The sequence below is a fragment of the Streptacidiphilus sp. EB103A genome (assembly GCF_041261405.1).
Lineage (GTDB): Bacteria > Actinomycetota > Actinomycetes > Streptomycetales > Streptomycetaceae > Streptacidiphilus.
Map to the genome: position 1 here is coordinate 20,152 of NZ_JBGCAQ010000025.1, position 17,702 is coordinate 37,853.

Sequence of the window (17,702 nt, forward strand, 5' to 3'; positions counted from 1 at the left end):
CCTGTAATCATGTAATGGTGATTTCATGACTGGTAGCGGCAGGACCGGGGAGTCGGTGGCGGCGTGGTTCGCCGAGCGACTGCCCGAGGGGCTGTTCGAGGAGACGCCGGAGATCCAGGCCGACCGTGAGGAGATCACGGTGGTCGGCCGGATTCCGGCTGGGGAGTCCGCGGAGCGGGCGGTGGCGGAGTTCCGGGAGCGGACCCGGGGCGAGCGGATGGCGGTGGCCAAGCAGGCCGAGCGGCGCTACGGGCGCAAGGTGTCCTGGGGTGTGCTGCACGGGGACGAGCGGGTGATGTTCACCCACCTCGCCGTCCCGGCGATGACCCGGCTGCGGCAGCCCGAGCGGCAGGTGCTGGACACCCTGGTCGCGGCGGGCGTCGCCCGCAGCCGCAGCGACGCGCTGGCCTGGTGCGTCCGCCAGGTCGGCGACAACGCCGACGCCTGGCTCGGCGACCTGCGCGAGGCGCTGCGGCATGTCCGGGACGTGCGCGAGCAGGGACCTGACACGGCGCCGCCGGCTGACGCCACACCGGAGTGACGGAGGCCGACTCGCCGTCGGAAGCGCCGTCAGCCCTCGGTCGAGGACGCTGACGGCGCTTCCGTAGGTATCCGGCGTCAAGCTTCGACCTGCAATGTCATGTGATCGTCAAGAATTCTTAACCCACGAGACCTATCCATGGCTGCATCTACGCGCGAATACTCCAAGTCTACGCGCGGATACTCCCGTCCGACGCGTCGTCAACTCCAAACGGAGGATGCACTCATGACGGGTGTTCGTAAGGATCGGCGGCTGGTCGCTGTGTTCGCCGCAGCCATCACGATCGGTGCCGGGCTGGTGGGCGTCACCGCCATCGCCCCCACGGCGCACGCGGCCACCAAGTACAACGTGCTGTTCGACGACGGCCACGCGGAGACCGCAGGCAACGCCGACTGGATCATCAGCACCAGCATGCCCGACCCGCTGGCTGAGAACGCCAACCCGTCCGTCGAGAGCGACTGGACCGGCGCCCTCTCCAGCTGGGGCGTCGCCCTGCAGAAGACCGGTTCGTACAGCCTGAAGACCACCAAGAGCGCGCTCAGCTACGGCACCAGCGCCAGCCTGGACCTGAGCAACTTCAACGCCGTCGTCATCGACGAGCCGAACACGCTGTTCACCGCCGCGGAGAAGACCGCGCTGATGAACTTCGTGAAGAACGGCGGCGGCCTGTTCCTGATCTCCGACCACACCGGCAGTGACCGCAACAACGACGGCTACGACTCCCCGGCCATCATCAACGACCTGATGACCAACAACACCGTCGACAGCAACGACCCCTTCGGCTTCTCCGTCGACCTGCTGAACATCGTCAAGGACGTCCCGAAAGCCATCACCGACAGCACCGACCCCGTGCTGAACGGCAGCTTCGGCACGGTGAAGAGCAGCAACATCTACAACGGCACCACCGAGACGCTGAAGCCGGCCGACAACTCCTCGGTCAAGGGCCTGCTCTACCGCACCGGCTACAGCGGCAACACCGGCGCGTTCTTCACCACCAGCACCTTCGGCTCGGGGAAGGTCGCCATCTGGGGCGACAGCTCCGCAGCCGACGACGGGACCGGGGAGTCGGGCAAGTCCCTCCACGACGGGTGGAACGACACCGCCGGCACCAACCCCGCTCTTGCCTTGAACGCCACCGCCTGGCTCGCGGGCGCGAGCGGCACCACCTCCACCAGCTCGCCCACTGCCTCCGCGAGTGCGTCGGCCAGTGCTTCCGCCAGTGCTTCGGCGAGTGCCTCCGCCAGTGCCTCGGCCAGCCCCACCGCCACCGCCACGGCGACCGGCAGTTGCACCTCCAGCCAGCTGCTCGGCAACTCCGGCTTCGAGACCGGCTCCGCCTCGCCGTGGGTCGTGAACGACAGCAGCAGCATCTACAGCGGCACCTCGGAGCCCGCGCGCACCGGTAGTTACGACGCCTGGCTCGACGGCTACGGCACCACCACCACCGACACCCTCGCCCAGTCGGTGACCCTGCCGAGCGGCTGCTCCAGCTACGCGTTCAGCTTCTACCTGCACATCGACACCGCGGAGACCACCACCAGCACGGCCTACGACACCCTGAAGGTCCAGGTGCTGAACAGCTCGGGCACGGTGCTGTCCACGCTGGCCACCTACTCCAACCTGGACGCCGCCTCCGGGTACACCCAGCACAGCTTCAGCCTGGCCTCGTACGCCGGACAGACCGTCACCCTGAAGTTCACCGGAGCCGAGGACAGCGTCGACCAGACCTCGTTCGTCGTGGACGACACCGCGCTGAACGTCGGCTGATCACCGTCGTCCTGACTCCCCGCGGGCGCGGGCTGTGCCACTCCGTGGCCGGCCCGCGCCCTGCGGCCTGCTGAGGCTCCGTCAGACGGGATCCGAGGGTCCGCCCGGGGAGATCAGACCGGTCTCGTAGGCGAGGACCACCGCCTGGACCCGGTCGCGCAGCCCGAGTTTGGAGAGGATCCGGGCCACATGGGTCTTCACCGTGGTCGCGCTGAGGGTGAGCCGGTCGGCGAGCTCGGCGTTGCTGAGGCCGGTGGCCAGCAGCCGCAGCACCTCCAGCTCACGGGGCGTCAGCTCGGAGAGGTCGCGGTGCACGGTGGACTTGGCCTCGTCCCGGGGTGCGAAGCGCTCGATCAGCCGGCGGGTGATGGTCGGGGCGAGCAGGGCGTCGCCGGAGCGGACCAGGCGGACCGAGGCGACCAGGTGCTCCGGGGTGACGTCCTTGAGCAGGAAGCCGCTGGCGCCGGCGGTCAGCGCCGCATAGACGTAGTGGTCCAGGTCGTAGGTGGTGAGGATGAGGACCCTGGTTCCGTCCGCGCCGCCCGCCATGATCTGCCGGGTGGCCTCCAGGCCGTCCAGCTCGGGCATCCTGATGTCCATGAGGACCACGTCGGGCCGGGTACGCCGGACCGCGGCGACGGCGTCGGCTCCGTTGACGGCCTCGGCGACCACCTCGATGCCGTCGGCGGCCAGGATCATCCCGAAGCCGGTGCGGACCAGCGCCTGGTCGTCGGCGATGACGGCGCGCAGGGGCGGTTGGGTCACGCGGTGCTCCTCATACTCTCTGCCTCATACGGTCTGCCTCATGCTGTGTTCCAGGGGGATGCGGGCCTGGACCCGGTAGCCGCCGCTGATCGTACGCCCGGCGTCCAGCGTTCCGCCGTAGACGGCGAGCCGTTCGCGCAGGCCGAGCAGGCCGCGGCTGTTGCCGGTCAGGGACTGGAATCCCGGAGTGCCGCCGGTGTCGACGACCTCGATCTCCAGCAGTCCGCCGGAGTGGCCGACGGTGACCGAGGAGGATGCGCCGACCGCGTGCTTGATGGTGTTGGTCAGTGCCTCCTGGACCACCCGATAGGCCGTCAGATCGATGCCTGACATGAGTGGTTCGGTCGGCAGCGACACCGAGACGGCGACCGGGATCCCGGCCGAGCGGACCCGGTCGACCAGGGCCGGGAGTTGGCCGAGGCCCGGCTGCGGCACCAGCTCGTCCGCCGAAGGGCGGCCGTCGCCGAGGCTCTTCTGCGGGCCGGTTCCCGAGGCCGCCAACAGGCCCATGACGTGCCGGAGTTCGGCCATCGCCGCCCTGCCGCCGGCCTCGACGGCGAGCATCGCCTCCTTGGCCAGCTCCGGCGAAGTGTCCAGGACCGTTCGGGCCGCGCCGGCCTGAATCACCATCACGCTGACGTTGTGGGTGACCACATCGTGCAGTTCGCCGGCGATCCGGGAGCGCTCCTCCTCGACGGCCTGGCGCATCGCCGCCTCCTGGGCCTGCTGGATCTCGGCGGTCCGGAGCTGGGTGGCGGCCACCCGCATGCGCCAGAGCCGGGTGGTTCCGCCGAGCAGGCCGAGGACCAGCATGAGGATGAGCACCGGCGGCACGGCCGTGGCGGCGCTCTTGAACATGGTGGTGGTCAGCAGTGCCGCCAGCGTGAAACTCCCCAGCACCGGGACCAGGTTGCGGCTGTGCAGGACGGCGGCGCAGATGGCGATGCCGCTGATCAGCAGGGTGACCGCGACCGGCAGGAAGTTGTCGGCGCGCAGAGCGATCAGCACCACCCAGAAGGTGGCGAGCGGGAACCGCCGCCGCGCCGCCAGGGCCAGGCCGGCCGCAGCGCCGGTGAGGTACTGATGCCAGTCCGGGCTGGCCGGGACGGCCGTCAGGTCCGATGCCGGCGGCGGGACCGGAGCCGTGGGCGCAGTGGGGTACGCCGGCTCGACCCCCTGCCAGGCGATCACGCTGTGGCGCATGGAGAGCAGCACGAGGACGGCGACCAGGACCGCGAACACCGCGTCGGCCCATTGGGACCAGCGCGGCAGCCGGACGGCCTGCCCCTCGGGACGCAGCACGGTGCGCAGATATCGGCGCAGGTCACGCCCTCCTACGAGTTCCATTCAGCCTCTCCTTGCGAAGTCCGTGCGCCGGAGGCCGCCGACCACGTATTCACGTGGGGGTACGGGGGGTCGCCCCCCGGGGAATTGGAGCATGGCGTCATTCTGCGGCAGTTCTGGCTGCGGGCGCATCCATCTGGCTGATCATTCCGGCCGCCGCGCGGAGTACATCGCAGGGATGACCCCCGGCCGGGGTCGTCCGTGCGGCCGAGGAAAGGTCGCTTCGACGGCCGATGCGGCCCAACAGGCCACGCTCCTAACGTCGTTGCTGCCGGGGGACAGCCGCGGCGACGACAGCTGGACGAGATGACAGGGACGGGCCGGGGCATGGCGAATGTGATCGAACTGGAGGGCGTGGTCAAGCGCTACGACAACGCCGGTGCACCGGCGTTGGGGCCGGTGACACTGACTGTCGCCGAGGGAGAGGCGGTGGCGGTGACCGGTCCATCGGGGAGCGGCAAGTCGACCCTGCTGAACCTGGTCGCGGGGCTGGACCGGCCGAACGAGGGCCGGGTGTCCGTCGGCGGACTGCAGATCGACGGACTCGGCGAGAAGGCGCTGGCGCGCTTCCGGCGCGAGCGGATCGGGATGGTGTTCCAGTTCTTCAACCTGCTGGACGACCTGACGGTGCTGGACAACATTTTGCTGCCGGCCCAACTCGCGGGCAGCGCACGGGGGAAGGCGGCCACCAGGGCGGCCGAGCTGATGGGGGTGCTGGGCATCACCAGGCACGCCGACGCCTATCCGGGGCGGCTGTCCGGCGGGGAGCGGCAGCGGGTCGCGGTGGCGCGGGCGCTGATCAACCGCCCGGCCCTGCTGCTCGCGGACGAGCCCACCGGGGCGCTCGACACCGCGTCGGGGCACGAGGTACGGCAGTTGCTGGTCGATCTGCACCGCAGCGGCCAGACCGTCGTCCTGGTCACCCATGATCTGGTTCTCGCCGAGGCCTGCGCCGAGCGGACGATCCAGCTGGTGGACGGGCATGTCGCGGTGGACCGCAGCAAGAACGCGGAGGTCGTCCGATGAGTGACAGCACCGGGCGTATGAAGTGGGGCCGTCACAAGGGCGGCAGCGGTGGACGGATCCGGCTGGGCCGGGTCGGCCGGCGGCGGGTGCAGACCGTCGTGATGACGCTGTCGGTGCTGATGGCGGTGGCCTCCGCGGTGGTGGCCGGGTCGCTGATGGCGGGTGCGTCCGCGCCGTTCGACACTGCCTTCGCGCGGCAGCACGGCTCACAGCTGACCGCGCAGTTCGACGAGAGCAGGACGACGTCCGAACAGATCGCGGCCACCGGGCGATTGGCCGGGGTCACCGCGAGCTCGGGCCCGTACCAGGTGGTGCAGATCGACCCGCCCGGTCCCGGTGGCGCCGACCTCCAACAGGCCGAGACCATCGTCGGGCGGCCCACGGCCGGTGGCGGCGTCGATGACATCACCCTGCGGTCAGGGCGTTGGGCGACCGGGCCGGGGGAGATCGTGCTCTCCACCAACGCGAACTCGGTGGGTCCCGACACCAAGGTCGGCAGCACCATGAAGGCCTCCAGCGCGGCCGGGAGCCCGACCCTGACCATCGTCGGTCTCGCCTCGTCGGTCACCGACAGCGCGGACGGCTGGGTGGTTCCGGGCGAGATCGACGCACTGCGGACCTCCGGTGCAGCGGCCGGCGCGCAGATGCTCTACCGCTTCAGCTCCGCGGCGACCACCGCCGAGCTGAACGCCGACCGGGCCGCGATCGCGGCCGCTCTGCCCAAGGGCGCGATGGTGAGCGCTCAGTCCTACCTGGACGTGAAGCTGGCGGCCGACGAGAACTCCGCACTGTTCGTGCCGGTGATGCTGGCCTTCGGCGTGCTCGGCCTGCTGATGTCCGTGATCATCATCGCCAGTGTGGTCAGCGGGGCGGTCGGCGCGCAGATCCGCAGGATCGGCATCCTGAAGTCGATCGGCCTGACACCGGGTCAGGTGGTCCGGGCGTATCTGGCGCAGGCGCTGATCCCTTCGGCCGTCGGCGCACTCCTGGGCGTCCTGCTCGGCAATCTGCTGGCGATGCCGCTGATGGGCGACGCCGCGCAGATGTACGGCAGCGGCTCGTCCGGGGTCACCTGGTGGATCGACCTGGCGGTGCCGGCCGCGGCGCTGGTCCTGGTCGCCCTCGCGGCGCTGGTTCCCGCCCTGCGGGCGGGCCGGCTGCGCACCGTCGAGGCGCTCGCGGTGGGGCGCGCGCCCCGTACCGGCCGGGGCCGGTGGGCGCAGCGGCTCGCGGCCCGGCTGCCGCTGCCCAGGGCCGTGACCCTCGGGCTGGCCTCGCCCTTCGCCCGTCCGGTCCGCTCGGCGGCGCTGCTGGCCGCGGTGGTGTTCGGCACCACGGCGGCGACCTTCGCGATCGGGCTGACCTCCTCCGCGAGCGCGGTGACCAGCGCAAGGCACCCCCAGCAGTCGATCCCGGTGTCGGTGTTCATCGGCGGTGGCGGAGGGCCGGTGCCCCAGGGCGTCGCCGCGTCCCCCGCGGACCCGGCGAAGGTGCGTGCGACCATCCAGGCCCAGCCGGGCACGGCCGGGACCATCGGGCAGAGCCAGGGCCTCGTCAGCGTGGCCGGGGGCACCGGGACGATCCGGGTGCGCCTGTACCAGGGGCCGTCCGGGGCCGAGGCCTTCGCCCTCATCTCCGGCCGCTGGTTCGACGGTCCGGGGGAGATCGTGGTGCCGACGCACTTCCTCGCCACCACCGGTACCCGGGTCGGCGACACCGTCACCCTGGTCGACCAGGGCGTCAAGGTGCCGGTACGGATCGTCGGCGAGGACTTCGACCCGGGCAACGCCGGGCTGACCATCAATACCGACATGGCCACGCTGGCCGGGGCCCAGCCCGGGCTGCACCCGGACTTCTACGACGTGGTGCTCAAGCCGGGCACCGATGTCGCGGGTTACGTCACGGCACTGCGCACCGCGCTGCAGTCGACCGACGCCCAGGTCGAGGCCACCCAGGCGGGGCACCTGAACCCCACCGTGGTCGCCTTCGACGCCATGTCGGTGCTGCTGACCCTGATGCTGGTCTCGGTCGCCGGGCTCGGGGTGCTCAACTCGGTGGTCCTGGACACCCGGGAACGCGTTCACGACCTGGGGGTCTGCAAGGCGGTCGGGATGACGCCGGGGCAGACCGTGGCCCAGGTGCTGTCCTCGGTGGCCGGGGCCGGGCTGGTCGGTGCGGCCATCGGCGTCCCGGCCGGGCTCGCGCTGCACGACTTCATCATCCCGCTGGTGATGCGGGCGGCGGGCAGCGGCACCCCGGCGCAGGTTCAGGACGTCTACGGGCTGCTGGAGCTGGTCCTGCTCGGGGTGGGCGGGGTGGCGGTCGCGGTCTGCGGGGCGATGCTGCCGGCCGGCTGGGCGGCGAAGGCGCGGACGGCCACGGCGCTGCGGACCGAGTAGCCCCGGTCACCGGTCGCTGAAGATCTTGAGATTCGGCCTTGCCGAACGACTACTACCGATATATCGTTGAGGCATCGAGACCACTCGATACAAGTCGTTCATGAAAGGACGAAGATCATGCGTTCAGGAATTCCATTCGAAGGCGCGCAGCCCGAAGGCCGACCCGGCCGGGGCGGGCGCGGAGAACACGGTCACCGGGGGCGCGGTCCGCGCGCCGAGTTCCGGCAGGCGTTCGGCGGGTTCGGCCCGCCCCCCGGAGGGCCCGGCTTCGGCCCGGGACCGTTCGGACCCGGCTTCGGTCCCTTCCGGGGCGGAGGCCCCGGTGGGCGCGGCGGCCGTCATGGCGGCCGGGCCCGGCGCGGCGACGTCCGCGCATCGCTGCTGGCCCTGCTGAAGGACCGGCCGATGCACGGCTACGAGATGATCCGCGAGATCGCGGAGCGCTCGGGCGGCAGCTGGAAGCCCAGCCCCGGATCGGTCTACCCCACCCTCCAGATGCTGGAGGAGGAGGGACTGATCAGCAGTGAGGAGACCGGCGGCAAGAAGCTGTTCCAGCTCACCGACACCGGCCGGGCCGAGGCCGACAACGGCCCCGAGGCCCCGTGGGAAGAGGCCGGGCAGGGCGAGCACTGGCAGATCGTCAGGGAGTTCGGCCAGGCCGGCGGCGCGGTGCAGGACGCACTGCGGCAGGTGGTGCTCACCGGCAGCCCCGAGCAGCGCACCAAGGCGCTCGCGGTGCTGGCCGACGCCCGCAAGAAGCTCTATCTGATCCTCGCCGAGGAGGCGTGACCCGGTGACCGTCCCCGTCAGACCAGGGGGCGGATCGGGGGCTCGCGCAACAGCCGGTCCACATGGGATCGGCGCAGACCCTGGCCCGGGTCGACCGGAAGCAGTAACCGGTCGGCCCGGGCCTCGCTGTCCCGCAGCACGGCGTCCGGGATGAGGTCGTCCACCCAGGCGAAGGGCCGGCCCGCGGCATGCCGCACGATCGGCAGCCAGTCGCCGCCCGGCCGGCGTCCCACCGGAACGAACGGCAGCTCGGGAAGGTGCAGCAGCGGCGCGATGCAGAGATTGGCGTAGGCCTCCCAGGTACTGGCCCAGACGAGCTGGTAGACCTCGGAGAGCTCGCGGAGCCAGGCGCCGTGCCGGGCGGATATCAGCACCGTGCTGCCCTGGATCCGGTAGATCGTGAAGTCGCCCTCGGGGCGCGGGCAGACGGGGTTGAGCACGCCGTCCACGTCCAGGTACAGCAGCGGCTTGTCGGTACGGGCCGCTCGGTGGCGCGCGGATCCGGCGGCTGCGGATCCGGCGGTGAGGCGCGGCGCTGGTAAGGGATCGATGGAGGGCTCCGGGAACGGCGGCGGCGCGGTACGGGTGTGACCGTTGTGGTGTCCGACGTGTCGCGGACGGCCGTGGTTGCGGTCGATCGGGGGCGCGGGGTGTTGCCGCACGCCCGGTCGTGCAACCGTGCGCCGGATGGCGAATGGCGGCGCAAGGGGTAGCGCACCTGTGGAACACGGCAGTTGGGGACGGCCCTGGGGGAGCGGGCGACGCCTGCGGGCGGCCCGGGAAAGGGGAGTGGACGGTGGGACGATCGTATCTGTGGGTTGACTGTTGCTCACGCTGCGCAGCAGACTTCGACGTGGCGACCGGCTGCCGGCCGCTGCTCATCTGCCCCGTCCCTGCTGACGATGTGGTGGACCACGTGTTCCCTGACCTCCATGGCGCCGAAGATCTCCGCGGCGCCGAACGCGGGCGCCGACGCCCTGAACCGGCGGGTGCGCTCGCGCCCGTCCTGGCGCGCGCCCGCCGCCGGGCCGTCCGTGCCGGTGACGTCGAGATCGACAGCGGGCATCTGCTGCACGCCCTGCTCGAATGCGACGAGCAGGTGCTCGGCCTGGCCGCTCCGCTGCCCACCCAGGCAACGCGGCTGATGGGGTATCTGGCCCAGCGCAGCATCGGCTTCGGGCGCGACTGGCTGCAGGGGGAGGGGGAGAGCGCGGACGACGGCGTCGGCATACCCAGGCAGCGATTCGCGCTGCCGCCAGGACTGAGTGATGCCGCGGAGGCCGCCGTCGACCGGGCCCAGGTCGCCGCGCTGCTGCGGGACGCCGCGGAGGCGGACCCGCTGGACCTGCTCGCCGAACTCGCCTCCGACCCGGACAGCCGGGCCGCGAAGATGCTCAAGGGCGCGGGCGCGGACCCGTCCGCGGTGGCCGACCGGGCACGGCAGCGCTGAACGCTTCTGGGGGCGGGGTGGATCCGGGGGTTGGGGTGAACGGGGCGGGACGAAGGGGGACGGGTGTGGCGAGACCCGGGAGCGGTATCCATCTCCCGGGCCTCTGGTGATGCCACCCAATTGCTGGCGCCAGCACATTTAAGAGTTGCGGATCATTTTCAAATCGCCGTGTTCTGCCTTTGAACTACCTCTGCACGCTGGAGCAGGGGGCCGGACTTGAACCGGCATCCGACGATGGTCGTCCGCACTCGTTCGATCTGGCGCTCGGCGGCGAATGCTGAATCTGGAGCGAGAGTCTGAGATTGATCACGGCTGCCTCTGCCAGCTTGGGCTACCCCGGCCTGCTGGTGCCGGGGGGAGGAGTCGAACCTCCACTGGACCGCGTCGGTCACGACAAGCTTCAGGTTCAGCTTGCGCTCCTCGCGCACCCCGCCCGAAGACGGGGGGACTGTGGGGCTACCCGAAGAGGTAGCCGAACACCCTGCCACCGACGCGCTGGTCGGTGACCTCCGCGCCGTTGGCCTCCTCGCGGGCGTACTTCACCGCCTGCTGCAGCTTCTCCACCCGCTCCAGCAGGTCGTTGACCCGCTTGGCCGGCAGGGCTCCGGAGAACTTGACGGTGGTCCAGTAGCCGACGGCGACGTCCTCCGTGTAGACCTCGACCTGCGCCGGGTGCTTCTCGGTGGCTTCGGCCTTCACATGGTTCCGCATCACCTTGCGGGTGCGGATGGTCCGGGTCGGCTCGGTGCGCCAGGAGTCCGTCGACTCGTCCCGCGACCAGGCCTCCGAGGCGTCCAGCACCGGCAGCTTCTTCACGAAGGTGTGCAGATCCACCAACTGCTTCTCCAGGAACAGCAGATAGCTGACCGGCGCGCCGTCGACGATGACGTTGCCGTCGACCACCACGTCGGCCTTGGCCGTGCAGTTGGCCCAGTCCTTCGTCGCGGTGACGTCGAAGAGGCGGGTCAGCGTGGCGGCGGTGGACCTGAGCACGTCCTCGGCCTTGACCTGGACCCGGGTCGACTCGGGCGGGAACTGGTCGCCCTCCTCGTCCTTGGGCTGGTAGGTCCGGGAGATGCCGGCCAGCAGCGCGGTCTTCTGGACGTCGTGATGCGCCTGGGTGAGGTCGGCGAAGGACTTGGACTTGACGCCCTTCTCCACCGCGATGATCTGATTGAGCTTGGTCACGGGTCGAACGCTAGCACGGAGATCGCGTGGGGCAGTTGGGATTTATCGGGCTTCCGGGCGGCCTGGCATCATCGGTCGCGCATCAACTTCGAGAGGACGTCCGACCATGGACTCTGCCGACGTGACGGTCGGTTATCGGCGCTCGACGGGATCGCGGCGCGGCGAGGCTCGGCGCCGGGACCTGCTCGACCGGGTCACCGACGACCTCGCGGTGAACGGTCTGGTGGACTTCTCGCTGCGCCGCGCCGCACGGTCGGCCGGCACCACCCACAAGGTGCTGCTCTACTACTTCGACGGGGTGGAGGACCTGCTCAAGCAGGCGGTCTTCCAACTGCGCGGACGGCTGATCGACAACGCGCTGGCCGGCACCGGGAATTCGGACCGGCAGACGCTGGTCGGCCGGGTGCGTGCCATCTGGCCGGTCCTCATGGGGGAGGACAACGGGCTGCGGCGGGTTCTCGACCAGGCCATCGGCCTGGCGATGTACGACCCGCTGCGCTACGCGGAACTCGGGCGGGGCGCGACCACGCAGTATCTGCCCTCGCTGCTGTCCATCTGCCCGGAGGGCTGGTCCGACCAACGGAAACTAGAGGTCGCGGAGATGATCCTGGCGACCCTGCGCGGTTTCGTCATGGACCGCGCGACCGGCAACGGGGACATGGCGGGGGCCGACGCGGGGTTCGAGGCCCTGGTCCGCGCGCTGGAACGGGAGGAGGCGGCGGGCACGTAGCTGTCTCGCCGTCGCCGTCACGCGGTCGGCACGCCCAGGGTCAGAAAGGCGAAACCGAGGACACCGCGGTGGCCGCGCAGCCAGTTGGCCCGGTGCTCGTCCAACTGCGAACGCACCTTGTCGACTTCGGGGTGGTCGCCGTTGGCGAGCAGCCACTCCTCGGAACCCGCCATGAATCCGGACTCGAACTCCTCCCACTCGTTGCGGGTGGCGGTCTCGACCCGCAGCGGGCGGAAGCCGGCGCTGACGGCCAGGTCGACGAGATCCGGAAGGTACAGGCAGGCGTCCTCGGTGATGCCCGGCCACATCTTCGCGAGCTGCTCGGCGGTGGGGGGCCGTTCCCAGATCTCGGCGGCGAACAGCAGCCGTCCACCGGGGTTCACCAGCGGACGGAGAGCGTCGAGCGCATCGGACACGGTGCCGAAGACGTGATAGGCGCCCGAGTTGAGGACCAGGTCCGCCGCGGTGGTGGGATGGTCGGCGGCCGACGCCTCGACGAAGGTCACCCGATCGGCGAGTCCCCGTCGGGCGGCGTTGGCACGCCCGCGTTCCAGATCCGGGCCGTGCGTGTCGATCCCGACGCCGTGCGCCCCGGGCACGGCCTCCAGCACGCGCAGGAGCAACTCGCCCCAGCCGCAGCCGAGATCGAGCACGGTGGCGGGTCGCCCCGCGGCGAGGTCGCCGACGAGCCGGTCCGCGCGCCCGCCGGACAGGGGCGAGTTGAAGGTGAGACGGCTGCCGGAGCCGAAGCCGGAGGGATTGGTCATGGACGGACCGTAGTGATCCCGACCGGTTCGAGCGAGTGGATTTCTCGGCGGCGGCCGGGCTAGCTGACGCTGAAGCCGTGCTTGCTGCCGAGCGTGGTCAGGCTGGCCTGTCCGGGGATGCCGTTGGCGTCGGCGCCGCTGAAACCGAGGCGGCGCTGCCAGGCGGCGTAGGCGGTCACGGTGTCGGTGCCGAAGGAGCCGTCGACCCGCTGGGCGGGGAGCAGCCCCTCGGACTCCAGGGCCTGCTCGACCGGGAGCACGTCGGCGCGGTGGGCGGCGCTGCCCTGCGGGGCGGGTCCGTCGCGGTGGGCGGAGTCGATGACGTTGGCGAGGCTGACGGTGACCGCCGGGCCCGACGGGCCGGACCAGCGCCAGGACGCGACCGCCGTGCCGCCCCGGTAGTCGTGCGGATCGGCGGTCGGCGGGCACTGCCCGTCCGGGAAGCGCGGTGCGAAGTAGCCGGTCACATACGTGCTGGTGCGTGCGTGCGCGTGGCTCCAGACGCCGTTGCCCTGACCGTTGTCGACGGCGCCGCTCTGGATGCTGTTGCCGCCCTTGGTGTAGACGTTCGCCGCGTCGAAGCCGACGACGATCTCGGTGTGCGCGCCGTCGCCGAAGTCGACCTCGGCCCCGACGCTGGGGTACTCCGACCACTGGCCGTTCGCCTTGGCGTGCGCGGCGATCGCGGAGACGTTGTCGACCTTCGGTACGATCGCGTCCAGGCCCACGTCATGGAACATGTCCCAGTCGAAGATCGCACACCAGCTCACGCCGTCCTCGCCGTACTCCTGCCCGAACCGGGTCCGGTTGTCCCAGCCCTCGCCGCTCACCCAGGTCTCGTACACCCGCTCCGGGATGGACATGACGTGGTCGGTGAGCTGCTTCCACTGCGGTGTGGTCATGCTGGGGGCCTCCCGGTCGGGTACGACGAGCCGGGTGACATCATCGCCGCCCTGGCATGGGCAGCGTTTCGAAGTCCGGCTCGGCCGGCCAGGAGCGACCCGCACATGATCGGTAATTGCACCGACCGTTGCGGGTACTGATCCACTTTTGATCAGTGGCGTCCGAGAGGTGTGCGGCCGTCGCTCATGAGGTGGTTCGGTGCTCCTCGGCGGCGAGGCCGAGCAGGTCGTCGACCGACCACTGGTCGCCCGCGTGCTTGCCGTACTTGCAGGCGGCGATCCGTCCGTCGCCCGTGATCAGGAAGTCGGCGGGCAGGCCGAGGCGGCCGCCGGAGGGTCGGGCGGCGGGGAGGTGTCCTCGGCGGCGCAGGACCGCCCACAGTCCATGGGCCACGGCGCTCACCAGGATCGGCCAGACCCGGGGATCGAGCAGCGCACGGGGTGCGGACTCGACGCCGAACTCGCGGTACAACCGCTTCCCAGGGTCGCCGACGACGGCGAATGGCAGGTCGGCGACGTGCGGGAGCAACGCCGGCGCGCCGGCGTGGAAGACGGCCACCTCGCGTATCCCGGCTGCCCGGATCTCCTCGTGGCGCACCGCGATCGAGCGCAGGTGCAGATTGCAGATCGGGCAGCCGGCGAAGCGCCGGAACTGCAGATGCGTCAGCCGCTCGTCGGCGTCCGGCAGGTTGACGCGCTCGCCGGTGACGGTGTCGAGCGAGCGCCCGGTGATGACGTCCCCCGGCTGGAACTTCCTGTCCGTGGTGCCCTTGACTCCCATCGACATGGTGCCGCCCCCTCATAGGTGTATGGCGTACGCTTACGACGCTATGCGCGTATGTTGTACGCTGTCAAGCCATGCCGCGCCCCCGCTCTTTGACGCACGACCAGATCGCCGCCGCCGCACTCGCGGTCATCGACCGGGACGGACTGGCAGGCCTGTCGATGCGCGCGGTCGGCAGCGAGCTGCAGATGAGCACGATGGCGCTCTACCGCTACGTCCAGGACCGCGAGCAGTTGGAGGGCCTGGTGGTGGCCGGCGTCCTCGCCGCCGCCGAGCTCGCCACCCCGCCGGAGGCGCCCTGGACCGAGCGGCTCACGCTGCTGGTCGAACGGGTCCGCGCGGCCGTCGCCGCACACCCCTCGGTGGTGCCGCTGCTCCTGCTGCACCGGCATGACTCCATGGCCTCGCTGGCCTGGGGCGAGGCCATGCTGGGCGTCCTGACGGAGGCGGGCTTCTCCGGAGCGCAGCGGGTGGTCGCATTCCGCTGCATGCTCAGCTACCTGATCGGTGCGATCCAGGTCGAGCACTTCGGACCGCTGTCGGGGACGGGCACCGTCGCGATCGCCCAGCTGCCCTCGGCGGACTACCCGCACCTGGCCGCCACCGCCCGCGACGCCCGCTCCGTCCCTCCGGAGCAGGAGTTCGGGCAGGGCTTCGCCATCCTGCTCCGGGGGCTGGAGAGGCAGCCCCCGGACGAGGCATTCCCGTGCGGGAGCGGAGCGGCCAGGTGAGGATCACCGCCGCCTATCGCCTGATCTTGGCCTGACCGCCCGGCCTCACTTCAGGTGCCGGCCGAAGAACCGGTCTCCGTCCTCCACCTCGAACCACGGGGTACCGACGTGCCCGCCCAGATTGGCGTGCAACGTCTTCTCCTTGCTGCCGAAGGCGTCGAACAGGTCCAGGGCCCGTTCCCGGGGGTTCCCTTCGTCGTCCCACTGCAGCAGGAACAGCAGCGGAACGGTGAGCTGCCGGGCCTCCTCGCGCTGGGCGATGGGCACGTAACCCCCGGCGAAGAGACCGGCGGCCGCGATGCGCGGTTCGACCACCGCAAGGCGGATGCCGACGGCGGTCCACCCCGAGTACCCGACCGGGCCGCCGATCTCGGGCAGCGAAAGGAGGGCGTCCAGGGTGGTCCGCCATTCCGGGACCGCCTTTTCCACCAGCGGGCCGATGAAGGACTCGAAGATCCCATCGACCGGCTCGCCGGCCTGCATCGCCCGGCGGAGGTCGGCGCGCGCCTGCTCGTCGACGGCGGAACGGGGCCGGTCGCCGCACCCGGGAGCGTCGATGGTGGCCACCGCGTAGCCGTACGCCGCGGAGTGCCGGGCCCGGGCCACCAGTCGGGCCTCCCCCTTGGGCAGGCCGTTGTTGTGGGCCATCAGGATCAGCGGGGTGGGTTCAGCCCCGGAAGACCCAGCAGAGCCTGGTGTCCACAGGGTGCCGGGGATCTCGCCGAGGGTGAATTCGCGTTCGAGGACGCCGTCGTCGAAACGCTGCTCAGAAGTGAATCGCATGGTCGTGCCTTTCGGGAGTGCTCATGAACGGCGCTCCCGGACGACCTATCGCCCGACCATGACCCCGGAGGGGAGCACCCATGTCGATACTGCGTTCACGGGTACCACCTCCTCGTTCTCTCGCACGGCCTCCGGCAAGGTATCAGCAGTCGCCGTGGCCCGCCAACGGGTTTTCGCGGTCACACCTAGTTACGCGGCGTGACTGGTTGCTGGGTCGCGAGGAACTGCGCGCCGTCGGATGATCGGATCATGGACGACGTGAGCGGTCGTACCGCGAAGGTGTGGATCAAGGATGAGGTCGAAGGTGAGGCCGATCCGAAGCATGTCGTGATGCAGGTCTACGACCCCCGGAAGCACGCTCTGAGCGCCGAGGTCGTGGTCCGGACCAGGCGTGACGTCATCGCTGTCGCGGACGAGTACGGGGTTCGGCTGGACCAGGTGCGGTTCCTCGGCGACAGCGCGGTGACCGTGGAGGAGAACTCAGGTCCGGCGCGCAGCTGACCCGTGCCGTCGCCCGTCCGGCCGTAGCGCGGACCCGCGCTGTTCCCCGGTGTCCGGAGAGTGACCTTCACCCAGGAGCGGGAGGCCGCAGTGGACCGCGAAGAGCTTCGAGCGCTGTTGGAGGCCGAGGGCATCCGGCGCAACGCCTACTGCCTGGACGGCGGCCTCCCTGACAACGCCTACTGCCTGGACCGCGACGGCGCCGACTGGATCGCCTACCACTGGGGCCGCGGCAGCTGCTCCTGGCTCCGCCGCTTCCGGGACGAGTCACCGGCCTGCGAGTATCTGCTGGGCCTGCTCCGCGAGGACGCCCGTGCCCGAGAGGCGCCTCGCGCCCGCTGACGGCGGTGTCCCGGCCCGGGACGGGGCTCTACCCGCGCTCCATCACCCGCTTGAGCGCGATGAGATCGGCGAACACGGCATCCGCATCGCGCTTGAAGTCCTCGTCGCTCGTCCCCGGCTGGCGGCGAAGCGTGAACACCACCTCGCACCCGGTGCCGTTCACGGTCACCCGCATCGGGTTGTGGAAGGTCTCGCCCGAGGCCAGGGTGACGTCGTGATCGAGTACGCCGAACTCGTTTCTGGCGGCAAAGGCCACCACGACCCGCCCCATGGGCGACTCCACGATCCATTGCCCGTCGACCAATTCGACGGAGCTGCCCAGCCCGGGAGCCCATGCGGGCAGATTGGACGGGTCCGAGGCGTAGTCGTAGACCTCTTGGGCGGGCCGGTCGATGTGCGTGCTGATGTGCAGTGAATCCGAGGCCGTGGTGTCCATGGCAGCGACGTTATCGGGCCGCTGCCGACACCGTCTTGAACGAATCGGTCACGTCGGCCCTCCGTAGCGCTGACAGGAATCGAACCTGCAACCGACGGTCCCTCAGACCGCCCCCTCTGCCAGTTGGGGCACAGCGCCATGTCATGCGTAGCGTCGGTGCGATTCGAACGCACACTGGACCGGTCCTGAACCGGCTCCCTCTGCCGTTGGGGTACGACGCCTTGGTGCAATGACCGTGCGCTGCCGAGGAATCGAACCTCGCAAGCCCGAAGGCGCAGGGGTTACAACCCCACTCGTGTCCCAGCACTCAACGCTTGGTGGCGGGTACGGGATTCGAACCCGTGACCTAGGGCTTATGAGGCCCCCGCGCTGCCGACTGCGCCAACCCGCTCACTCATCGTAGGAAGCGAGCGATCCGAGAGCCAACGAATTAACGGCCGTGCAGTCCCAGAATTCG

19 protein-coding genes and 4 tRNA genes are annotated in these 17,702 nt (G+C 70.5%); 10 read left to right on the forward strand and 13 right to left on the reverse strand.

Annotated elements, in window-relative coordinates; genetic code table 11:
- The first annotated feature begins 25 nt into the window (after window positions 1-25).
- Both ABH941_RS33785 and ABH941_RS33790 read left to right on the forward strand, forming a co-directional pair.
- Complete coding sequence (locus ABH941_RS33785) at window positions 26-541, forward strand: hypothetical protein (RefSeq protein ID WP_370133465.1); 516 nt, start codon at window positions 26-28, stop codon at window positions 539-541.
- A gap of 225 nt (window positions 542-766) precedes the next feature.
- Entirely contained in the window at window positions 767-2,308 is a 1,542-nt protein-coding gene (locus ABH941_RS33790) for a hydrolase (RefSeq protein ID WP_370133466.1), read from the forward strand.
- 81 nt (window positions 2,309-2,389) lie between these two features.
- On the opposite strand, the gene ABH941_RS33795 is transcribed toward ABH941_RS33790, so the two are convergent.
- Both ABH941_RS33795 and ABH941_RS33800 read right to left on the reverse strand, forming a co-directional pair.
- Window positions 2,390-3,073, reverse strand: coding sequence for a response regulator (locus ABH941_RS33795; protein WP_370133467.1), 684 nt, complete (start codon window positions 3,071-3,073; stop codon window positions 2,390-2,392).
- 24 nt (window positions 3,074-3,097) lie between these two features.
- A complete protein-coding gene (locus ABH941_RS33800; RefSeq protein WP_370133469.1) occupies window positions 3,098-4,420 on the reverse strand; it encodes a sensor histidine kinase in 1,323 nt (440 codons plus the stop codon).
- 324 nt (window positions 4,421-4,744) lie between these two features.
- Between ABH941_RS33800 and ABH941_RS33805 the strand changes: the two genes are divergently transcribed.
- The 3 genes from ABH941_RS33805 (at window position 4,745) to ABH941_RS33815 (ending at window position 8,631) form a co-directional block, all read left to right on the forward strand.
- Window positions 4,745-5,443 carry an ABC transporter ATP-binding protein gene (locus tag ABH941_RS33805; RefSeq protein ID WP_370133471.1) on the forward strand — a complete coding sequence of 233 codons (699 nt, stop codon included), beginning with the start codon at window positions 4,745-4,747 and terminating at the stop codon, window positions 5,441-5,443.
- Window positions 5,440-7,842, forward strand: a complete 2,403-nt coding sequence (locus ABH941_RS33810) for an FtsX-like permease family protein (protein WP_370133472.1) — start codon at window positions 5,440-5,442, stop codon at window positions 7,840-7,842. The genes ABH941_RS33805 and ABH941_RS33810 overlap by 4 nt, the downstream gene beginning before the upstream one ends.
- Window positions 7,843-7,959: 117 nt before the next feature.
- Window positions 7,960-8,631: a helix-turn-helix transcriptional regulator gene (locus ABH941_RS33815; RefSeq protein ID WP_370133474.1), complete on the forward strand. Its 672-nt coding sequence runs from the start codon at window positions 7,960-7,962 to the stop codon at window positions 8,629-8,631.
- Window positions 8,632-8,648: 17 nt separating this feature from the next.
- Here the strand turns inward: ABH941_RS33815 and ABH941_RS33820 are convergent, their stop codons facing one another.
- The gene (locus ABH941_RS33820) at window positions 8,649-9,293 is read right to left on the reverse strand and encodes an HAD domain-containing protein (protein WP_370133475.1); all 645 of its coding nucleotides are present in this window, start codon (window positions 9,291-9,293) and stop codon (window positions 8,649-8,651) included.
- A 254-nt stretch (window positions 9,294-9,547) separates the two neighbouring features.
- Here ABH941_RS33820 and ABH941_RS33825 point away from each other — a divergent pair, with 254 nt between their 5' ends.
- Window positions 9,548-10,081 (forward strand): Clp protease N-terminal domain-containing protein, encoded by a 534-nt coding sequence (locus ABH941_RS33825; protein ID WP_370133477.1) that lies wholly within the window; start codon window positions 9,548-9,550, stop codon window positions 10,079-10,081.
- Between the two features lie 345 nt (window positions 10,082-10,426).
- Here the strand turns inward: ABH941_RS33825 and ABH941_RS33830 are convergent.
- Window positions 10,427-10,515, reverse strand: a tRNA-OTHER gene (locus ABH941_RS33830).
- Between the two features lie 22 nt (window positions 10,516-10,537).
- Complete coding sequence (locus tag ABH941_RS33835) at window positions 10,538-11,269, reverse strand: hypothetical protein (protein ID WP_370133479.1); 732 nt, start codon at window positions 11,267-11,269, stop codon at window positions 10,538-10,540.
- A gap of 106 nt (window positions 11,270-11,375) precedes the next feature.
- Here ABH941_RS33835 and ABH941_RS33840 point away from each other — a divergent pair, with 106 nt between their 5' ends.
- Entirely contained in the window at window positions 11,376-11,999 is a 624-nt protein-coding gene (locus tag ABH941_RS33840) for a TetR/AcrR family transcriptional regulator (RefSeq protein WP_370133480.1), read from the forward strand.
- A gap of 17 nt (window positions 12,000-12,016) precedes the next feature.
- Here the strand turns inward: ABH941_RS33840 and ABH941_RS33845 are convergent, their stop codons facing one another.
- The 3 genes from ABH941_RS33845 to ABH941_RS33855 form a co-directional block, all read right to left on the reverse strand.
- Window positions 12,017-12,766 (reverse strand): cyclopropane-fatty-acyl-phospholipid synthase family protein, encoded by a 750-nt coding sequence (locus tag ABH941_RS33845; protein WP_370133482.1) that lies wholly within the window; start codon window positions 12,764-12,766, stop codon window positions 12,017-12,019.
- A gap of 59 nt (window positions 12,767-12,825) precedes the next feature.
- Entirely contained in the window at window positions 12,826-13,668 is an 843-nt protein-coding gene (locus ABH941_RS33850) for a hypothetical protein (RefSeq protein WP_370133483.1), read from the reverse strand.
- A 184-nt stretch (window positions 13,669-13,852) separates the two neighbouring features.
- Window positions 13,853-14,455, reverse strand: a complete 603-nt coding sequence (locus tag ABH941_RS33855) for a peroxiredoxin-like family protein (protein ID WP_370133484.1) — start codon at window positions 14,453-14,455, stop codon at window positions 13,853-13,855.
- A gap of 71 nt (window positions 14,456-14,526) precedes the next feature.
- On the opposite strand from ABH941_RS33855, the gene ABH941_RS33860 reads away from it, so the two are divergent.
- On the forward strand, window positions 14,527-15,183 hold the full coding sequence (locus ABH941_RS33860) for a TetR/AcrR family transcriptional regulator (RefSeq protein ID WP_370133485.1): 657 nt from the start codon (window positions 14,527-14,529) through the stop codon (window positions 15,181-15,183).
- 45 nt (window positions 15,184-15,228) lie between these two features.
- Here the strand turns inward: ABH941_RS33860 and ABH941_RS33865 are convergent, their stop codons facing one another.
- Entirely contained in the window at window positions 15,229-15,966 is a 738-nt protein-coding gene (locus ABH941_RS33865) for a dienelactone hydrolase family protein (RefSeq protein WP_370133486.1), read from the reverse strand.
- Window positions 15,967-16,215: 249 nt separating this feature from the next.
- On the opposite strand from ABH941_RS33865, the gene ABH941_RS33870 reads away from it, so the two are divergent.
- The gene (locus ABH941_RS33870) at window positions 16,216-16,467 is read left to right on the forward strand and encodes a hypothetical protein (RefSeq protein WP_370133487.1); all 252 of its coding nucleotides are present in this window, start codon (window positions 16,216-16,218) and stop codon (window positions 16,465-16,467) included.
- Window positions 16,468-16,527: 60 nt separating this feature from the next.
- Window positions 16,528-16,809, forward strand: a complete 282-nt coding sequence (locus ABH941_RS33875; protein WP_370133489.1) for a hypothetical protein — start codon at window positions 16,528-16,530, stop codon at window positions 16,807-16,809.
- 28 nt (window positions 16,810-16,837) lie between these two features.
- Here the strand turns inward: ABH941_RS33875 and ABH941_RS33880 are convergent, their stop codons facing one another.
- The 4 genes from ABH941_RS33880 to ABH941_RS33895 form a co-directional block, all read right to left on the reverse strand.
- Window positions 16,838-17,245 (reverse strand): SRPBCC family protein, encoded by a 408-nt coding sequence (locus ABH941_RS33880; RefSeq protein WP_370133491.1) that lies wholly within the window; start codon window positions 17,243-17,245, stop codon window positions 16,838-16,840.
- Between the two features lie 64 nt (window positions 17,246-17,309).
- A tRNA-Leu gene (locus tag ABH941_RS33885) sits at window positions 17,310-17,383 on the reverse strand.
- A 10-nt stretch (window positions 17,384-17,393) separates the two neighbouring features.
- Window positions 17,394-17,466 (reverse strand) — tRNA-Leu (locus ABH941_RS33890).
- A gap of 94 nt (window positions 17,467-17,560) precedes the next feature.
- Window positions 17,561-17,636: transfer RNA gene (locus tag ABH941_RS33895), tRNA-Met, on the reverse strand.
- Window positions 17,637-17,702 lie beyond the last annotated feature (66 nt).